General features: G+C 72.3%; 7 protein-coding genes. 5 read left to right on the top strand and 2 right to left on the bottom strand.

Annotated elements, in window-relative coordinates; genetic code table 11:
* Positions 1–61 precede the first annotated feature (61 nt).
* Together IEZ11_RS40205 and IEZ11_RS40210 are read right to left on the bottom strand one after the other, a co-directional pair.
* A complete protein-coding gene (locus tag IEZ11_RS40205) occupies positions 62–904 on the bottom strand; it encodes a MurR/RpiR family transcriptional regulator (RefSeq protein ID WP_189267988.1) in 843 nt (280 codons plus the stop codon).
* Positions 901–2,409: an aromatic amino acid ammonia-lyase gene (locus tag IEZ11_RS40210; RefSeq protein WP_189267989.1), complete on the bottom strand. Its 1,509-nt coding sequence runs from the start codon at positions 2,407–2,409 to the stop codon at positions 901–903. Before IEZ11_RS40210 ends, IEZ11_RS40205 begins: the two co-directional genes overlap by 4 nt.
* A gap of 141 nt (positions 2,410–2,550) precedes the next feature.
* Here IEZ11_RS40210 and IEZ11_RS40215 point away from each other — a divergent pair, with 141 nt between their 5' ends.
* The 5 genes from IEZ11_RS40215 to IEZ11_RS40235 all read left to right on the top strand — a co-directional run.
* On the top strand, positions 2,551–3,588 hold the full coding sequence (locus tag IEZ11_RS40215; RefSeq protein WP_189267990.1) for an ABC transporter ATP-binding protein: 1,038 nt from the start codon (positions 2,551–2,553) through the stop codon (positions 3,586–3,588).
* The gene (locus tag IEZ11_RS40220) at positions 3,585–4,226 is read left to right on the top strand and encodes an ABC transporter permease (protein ID WP_189267991.1); all 642 of its coding nucleotides are present in this window, start codon (positions 3,585–3,587) and stop codon (positions 4,224–4,226) included. Before IEZ11_RS40215 ends, IEZ11_RS40220 begins: the two co-directional genes overlap by 4 nt.
* A gap of 1 nt (position 4,227) precedes the next feature.
* The gene (locus tag IEZ11_RS40225; RefSeq protein WP_189267992.1) at positions 4,228–4,890 is read left to right on the top strand and encodes an ABC transporter permease; all 663 of its coding nucleotides are present in this window, start codon (positions 4,228–4,230) and stop codon (positions 4,888–4,890) included.
* A 9-nt stretch (positions 4,891–4,899) separates the two neighbouring features.
* Positions 4,900–5,829: an ABC transporter substrate-binding protein gene (locus IEZ11_RS40230; RefSeq protein ID WP_189267993.1), complete on the top strand. Its 930-nt coding sequence runs from the start codon at positions 4,900–4,902 to the stop codon at positions 5,827–5,829.
* 143 nt (positions 5,830–5,972) lie between these two features.
* On the top strand, positions 5,973–6,556 hold a 584-nt coding region (locus IEZ11_RS40235; protein ID WP_189268059.1), incomplete at its 3' end, for a carbonic anhydrase.

A 6,556-nucleotide genomic window follows, 5' to 3' on the forward strand; every position in this document is an offset into this window, starting at 1 on the left:
GTCGGCCCAGTCCGTACGGCGGGACGCTAACCAGCGAACGTGAGACGAGTCTTAAAGCCGCCTACTCGACGAACAGCCCCCGTGCCGCCGCCCGGGTGTCGAACTCCTCCAGGCGGGCCTGCGCGTCCGGCAGGTCGTCGCACATCGCCTCCAGGAGGACCCGGCCGAGCAGCATCGGCGCGCAGGCCGTGTCGAAGGCGAGCCCGGTGCCGACCGCGGCCGGCAGCAGCAGGTCGGAGACCTTGGCGACGGGCGCGAAGGCGGAGTCGGCGACGGTGACCACGGCCAGCCCGGCCTCCTTCGCATAGCCGAGCGTGTCCACGACCTCGCGGGGGTGCCGGGGCAGCGCGAAGCACAGCAGGGCCGTGGCGCCGGCCAGGACGGCCGCGTCGATGCGGTCGTGGATCATCGTGCCGCCCTCGTTGAGCAGCCGGACGTCCGGGTGCACCTTGGCGGCGAAGTAGGCGAAGCCGTACGCCTGCGAGGCGGCGGCGCGCAGCCCGAGCACCGGCAGCGGCCGGGACGCGGCCAGCAGCCGTCCCGCCTGCTGCACCGGGCGCGGGTCGGCGAGCACCTCGGCGAGGTGCCGCAGGTTCTCGATCTCGGCCTCGACGGCCTGCTGGTACTCGTTGTACGACCCGTTGCCGGCCGCCTGCTCGGCGGGCACGACCTCGCGCAGGTGCCTGCGCAGTGCCGGGTAGCCGTCGAAGCCGAGGGCGACCGCGAAGCGGGTGACCGAGGGCTGGCTGACCCCGGCGAGGTCGGCCAGCTCCACGCTGGACAGGAAGGGCACGTCGGCGGCGCGCCGCACCATGCTGTGCGCGATGCGCCGCTGGGTCGGCGTGAGCCGGTGCCCCTCGAAGAGCGCCTGCAAGCGAGTCGCAGGGCTGTCGGTCACGTTCATGACGTGCTCCCCCTCCAGATGTCCGTGAACCGGTCGAGCAGCCCGGCCGCCGCGGTGACGTCGTCCGTGAGCGGCCGGTCGGCCTGGTCCGCCTCCAGCGCCGCCTCGGCGAGCTCCAGCGCCCTGCCCGCCCCGAGCCCGGGTTCGGGCTTCAGGTCGCGCTGGCGCAGCGCCCGTACGGCGGCGACGAGTTCGCAGCCGACCACCAGACGGTACGCACGGCAGGCGCGCAGCGTTTGACGGGCGGCGAGCGAGGCGAAACTGGCCTGCTCCTCGACGCCTCGGGAGAGTACAGCGTGCCCGAGGGAGGCGGGTGCGGAGAAGGCGCGCAGGTCGCCGAGTGCGGCGCCGGCGGCGTACTCCAGGATCATCACACCGGAGGAGGCGGGCTCCTGGTCGGCGAGGAAGGGGCGCAGCCGGGTGTAGGCGGGCTCGTTGAGGGTGGACAGGCGGGACGTGGACAGCCGCGCGACCTGGGTGACGGCGAGCCGGAAGTGGTCCAGGGCGAGGGCGAGCTGGGCCTGGTAGAAGCCGCCGTGGTGGTAGGCGGCGAGGTCCTCGACGGAGATCAGAGGGTTCTCGGCGGCCGCGTTGATCTCGATGGCGAGGACCTGCTCCAGCGCGTCGGCGGCGTCCTGGGCGGGGCCGTGGATCTGGGGCAGGCAGCGGAAGCCGTAGGGGTCCTGGATCCGGCCGAGCGGCGGGGTCGGCCGGTCGGCGGCGCCGGTCAGCTCCCGCATCCGGCGGGCGACCTCGACGCTGCCGCGGTGCGGGCGGGCCGCGTGCACGGGTGCCGCGAACGCCTCGTGGGAGCCGTCGACGGCGAGCAGCGAGAGGGCCGCCACCACCTGGGTGGCCTCGATCAGTCCGCGCAGCTCGTGCAGGGCGAGCGCGGACTGGCCGAGGGTGAGGGCGTTGCTGCTGATCAGGGCGAGGGCGTCGTTGTTGTCCAGCGGCTGGGCCGCCGGCGCCCCGGAGCCCCGCCAGGGGTGCTCCCCCACCAGGGCGAGGCCCACCTGGGCGAGCGCCGCGATGTCCCCGGTGCCGACCGAGCCGAACTCGTTGACCACCGGGTACGCGCCCGACTCCAGCGCCTCGCACAGGGCCGTCACGACGGCCGGTCTGAGGCCCGCGCCGCCCGCCAGCAGCTGGTTGGCCCGCACCGCGAGCATCGCGCGGACCTGCCGGGCGGGGAGCTCGTCCCCGATCGCCCCGGCGTGGCTGCGCAGCAGCCGCAGTCCGTGGCCGGCGGCGGCCTCGGTGGGCACGTCCTCGTTCCGGTTGGCGCCGACGCCGGTGGAGCGGCCGTAGACACGGCCGGTCGCGGCGATCTGCCGGGCGGCGTTCCAGGACTCCTCCGCGCGGCGCATCGCCTCGGTGCCCGGGACCGGGCGTGCGGTGCCGTCGGCGAGGCGTACGACGTCCTCGACACCCGTGCCGATGCCGTCGAGGACCACCAGGCCGGAATGCGTTGTTCCGGGAGCGTCCACGATTCGAGACGACATCACGCCCAAACTCCCCTCAATCCGGACACTCGATCTTGCGTTGCGGTCATCCGTTACCTCGGATTAACGCGAGACCGTTGACAACCTATTCACCTAACGAGAACTCTGCATGACGTTATACAGCCGGGCAAGGGACATCTCATGATCCAGTTCGACGCGGTCCACAAGCGCTTCCCCAACGGCACGACAGCAGTCCACGATCTCTCCCTGGAGATGCCGGAGGGCGGGGTCACCGTCCTGGTCGGCTCCTCCGGTTGCGGCAAGACCACCACCCTGCGGATGATCAACCGGATGGTCGAGCCGACCTCCGGCACGATCAAGGTGAACGGCAAGGACGTCACCCAGCAGGACGCCGCCGAGCTGCGTCGTTCCATCGGGTACGTCATCCAGCAGGCCGGCCTCTTCCCGCACCGCACGGTGCTGGACAACATCGCCACGGTCCCGCTGCTGCTCGGCTGGAACCGGAAGCGGGCCCGCGCCCGCGCGGCCGAACTCCTGGAGACCGTCGGCCTCGCCGCCGACGCCGGCAAGCGCTACCCGCACCAGCTCTCCGGCGGCCAGCAGCAGCGCGTCGGCGTGGCCCGCGCGCTCGCCGCCGACCCGCCGGTACTGCTGATGGACGAGCCGTTCGGCGCCGTCGACCCGGTGGTCCGCACCCAGCTCCAGGACGAACTGCTCCGGCTCCAGAAGGAGTTGAACAAGACCATCGTCTTCGTCACGCACGACGTCGACGAGGCGGTCCGGCTCGGCGACCGGATCGCGATCTTCCGCACCGGCGGCCACCTGGTCCAGTGCGCCCCGCCCGCCGAACTGCTGGCCCGGCCCGCGGACGACTTCGTGGCCGACTTCCTCGGCGCGGAACGGGGACTGAAGCTGCTGTCCCTGCAGACCCTGGCCGCCGTCCCGCAGGGCCCGGCGCCCCGCGGCGGCGACTGGACCCTCGTCCTGGACCCGGCGGGCAAGCCCCTGCACTGGTCCTCGAAGGAGACCGAACTCCCGGTCCGGCCGCTCAAGGACGGCGACTCGCTGCTCGCGGCGCTGAACGAGTCGATCGCCTCCCCGTCCGGGCTGGTCGCCCGGGTCGACGCGGACGGCGTCCTCACCGGTGTCTCCTCCCGCGACGACATCCACGTGCACGCCGGTCAGGCGCACAGCGCGGCCCGGGTGGTGGCGGCATGACCATCGACTGGTCGTGGATCGGCGACCACACCGACGACCTCGCCAGCCTCACCCTCTCCCATCTCCAGGCCGCGATGACCGCTGTCTTCTTCGGCCTGCTGATCTCGCTGCCGCTCGCGGTGGTCGCGCACCGGGTCCGCCCGCTGCGCGGCTTCCTGCTCGGCCTCTCCAACGTGCTCTTCACGATCCCCTCGATCGCGATCTTCGTGCTGCTGCTCCCGATCAGCGGCCTGACCCGCACCACCACGGTCATCGGCCTGACCGTCTACACGCTGGTCGTGCTGCTCCGGAACACGGTCGAGGGCCTGGACTCGGTCCCCGCGAAGACCAAGGAGGCGGCGAAGGCGATGGGCACCCGCCCACTGCGCACCCTGCTCACCGTGGAACTCCCGCTGGCCCTCCCCGTGATCATGGCGGGGGTCCGGATCGCCACGGTCATGTCCATCTCGCTGGTGAGCGTCGCCACCTACATCGGCGACGGCGGCCTCGGCCAGCTCTTCACCGACGGCTTCCAGCGCGACTTCCCGACCCCGGTGATCGTGGGCGTGGTCCTCACGATCCTGCTCGCGGTCGTCGCGGACGCCCTGCTGGTGGCCCTCCAGTACGTACTGACCCCGTGGCGGCGGAGGCGAGCCTGACATGTTCGAACTCTTCAAGAACCTCGGCACCTGGCTGACCAGCGGCTCCCAGTGGGCCGGACAGGACGGCATCGCCCATCGCCTCGGCGAGCACCTCCAGTACTCGCTCCTCGCGACCCTCATCGCGGCCGCGATCGGCCTCCCGCTGGGCCTGCTGATCGGGCACACCGGCAAGGGCGCGTTCGTCGCGATCAACCTGGCGTCCTTCGGCCGCGCGCTGCCGACCGTCGGCCTGGTGGTGCTGGTCTTCCTGGCCGGCGGCCTGTCGATGCTGCCGGTGTACGTGGCGCTGGTCGCCCTCGCCGTCCCGGCGATCGTCACCAACACCTACGCCGGCATGACCGCCGTCGACCCGGACGTGAAGGACGCGGCCCGCGGCCAGGGCATGCGCGGCCACCAGGTCCTCCTCCAGGTCGAACTGCCGCTCGCGCTCCCCCTGATCATGACGGGCCTGCGCCTCGCGCTCATCCAGGTGGTGGCCACGGCCACCATCGCCGCGTACGTCTCCTTCGGCGGCCTCGGCCGCTACGTCTTCGACGGACTCGCCCAGCGCGACCTCGTCCAGGTGCTCGGCGGCGCGGTCCTGGTCGCGGTCGTCGCCGTCGTCCTGGACCTGCTGCTGAGCAGCCTCCAGCGCTTCCTCTTCCGCCACCGCACTGCCTAGGGACCCTCGATGAACCGACGCACTCTCCTCGGCGGCCTCTTCGCAGCGGCCTCCGTCCCCGCCCTCGCCGCCTGCTCCGGCGGCATCACCTCCCTGAACGAGAGCAGCGGCTCGACCGCCGGCGGCGGCTCCAGCAAGGGCGGGATCACCATCGGCACCGCCAACTTCACCGAGAACCAGGTGCTCGGCTACCTCTACGCGGCCGTGCTCCAGCAGGCCGGCGTGAAGGTGAAGGTCCGCCCGAACCTCGGCACCCGGGAGATCGTGATCCCCGCGCTGAAGGCCGGCGACATCGACCTGCTCCCCGAGTACCAGGGCGCCCTGCTCAACTACCTGGCCCCGAAGGACGCCTCGGCGGAGCCGGGCACCATGCAGAACGCGCTCACCCTGGCCCTGCCGGCCGGCCTCCAGGTGCTGCCGTACGGACAGGCCGCCGACTCCGACTGCTTCGTCGTCACCCGCGCGACCGCGCGGAAGTACGGCCTGACCTCCCTCGCCGACCTGGCCGGGCAGAACGGCAAGCTGGTCATCGGCGCCGCGCCCGAGGTGAAGAAGCGCCGGGTGGGCGCGGTCGGCCTCCAGGAGGTGTACGGCGTCGAGTTCAAGGAGTTCAAGTCGCTCGACTCGGACGGGCCGCTGGTCAAGGGCGCGCTGAAGAAGGGCGACGTGGACGTGGCGAACCTGTTCACCACGGACACCGACATCGCGGCCAACGACTGGGTGGTGCTGACCGACCCCAAGAACCTGATCCCGAGCCAGCACATCGTCCCGCTGATCGCCGACCGCAAGGCCGACGACACGGTCCGCAAGGCGCTCGCCCGGCTCGGCAACGTCCTCACCACCGACCAGCTCACCCAGCTCAACAGCCAGGTCGACAACGACAAGAAGGACCCGGAGGACGTGGCGGCCGCGTACGCGAAGCAGCACGGGCTGGCCTGACCGCCCACCTGTCGAGCACCGGCCACCGTCTCGGTATCGCGCGGGCGATGATCCGGCCAAGAGCCGTTAAACCGATACCGAGCGTAACGTTTCCGCCGCGTACAGTGATGAGAACCATCAGCGCCAGCACCTGAGGAAGCGTCATGGCCTCGAACCCCACGGCCCTTCCGACGGCCACCGCCGTCGGCGCGCCGGCCGTCGCCCTCGCGCCGGCGGCCGTCGTCCCCGCGTCGGCGAGCGCGGCCCTCGACGAACTGCTCCAGGGCAACCGCCGGTACGCCACCGGCCGCGCCCGCCGCGGCCGGCCCGCCGCACCGCGGCCGTTCGCGGTGGTGCTCGGCTGCGTCGACGCCGAGGCCGCCCCGGAACTCGTCTTCGACCAGGGCCTCGGTGACCTGCTGTGCATAAGGACGGCCGGGCAGGTGCTGGACGAGGCGGTGCTCGGTTCCCTCCAGTACGGCGTGCAGGAGCTGCGGGTTCCGCTGGTCGTGGTCCTCGGCCACGAGGGCTGCGGGGCCGTCGCCGCCACCCTCGACCTGCTGCGCACCGGCGCGCCCGTCCCCGGCCACCTGGAACTCCTCGCCGCCGAGATCGCACCGGCCGCCCTGCGCACCAGGGCGGAGCCCGGTGACTGGGCCGAACACACCATGCGGGCCCAGACGGTGTGGGCGAGGGACGCCATCCGGGCGGACTCCGGGTTCGCGGGGGCGTCGGTGGTGGCGGCCCG

It is taken from the genome of Streptomyces fuscichromogenes (genome assembly GCF_014645815.1).
Lineage (GTDB): Bacteria > Actinomycetota > Actinomycetes > Streptomycetales > Streptomycetaceae > Streptomyces > Streptomyces fuscichromogenes.

Excerpts from the sequence above, each read along its gene's own strand:
- IEZ11_RS40210 (WP_189267989.1), bottom strand. The coding sequence starts at position 2,409 with ATGTCGTCTCGAATCGTGGACGCTCCCGGAACAACGCATTCCGGCCTG.
- IEZ11_RS40205 (WP_189267988.1), bottom strand. The coding sequence starts at position 904 with ATGAACGTGACCGACAGCCCTGCGACTCGCTTGCAGGCGCTCTTCGAG.
- IEZ11_RS40230 (WP_189267993.1), top strand. The coding sequence starts at position 4,900 with ATGAACCGACGCACTCTCCTCGGCGGCCTCTTCGCAGCGGCCTCCGTC.
- IEZ11_RS40220 (WP_189267991.1), top strand. The coding sequence starts at position 3,585 with ATGACCATCGACTGGTCGTGGATCGGCGACCACACCGACGACCTCGCC.
- IEZ11_RS40225 (WP_189267992.1), top strand. The coding sequence starts at position 4,228 with ATGTTCGAACTCTTCAAGAACCTCGGCACCTGGCTGACCAGCGGCTCC.
- IEZ11_RS40215 (WP_189267990.1), top strand. The coding sequence starts at position 2,551 with ATGATCCAGTTCGACGCGGTCCACAAGCGCTTCCCCAACGGCACGACA.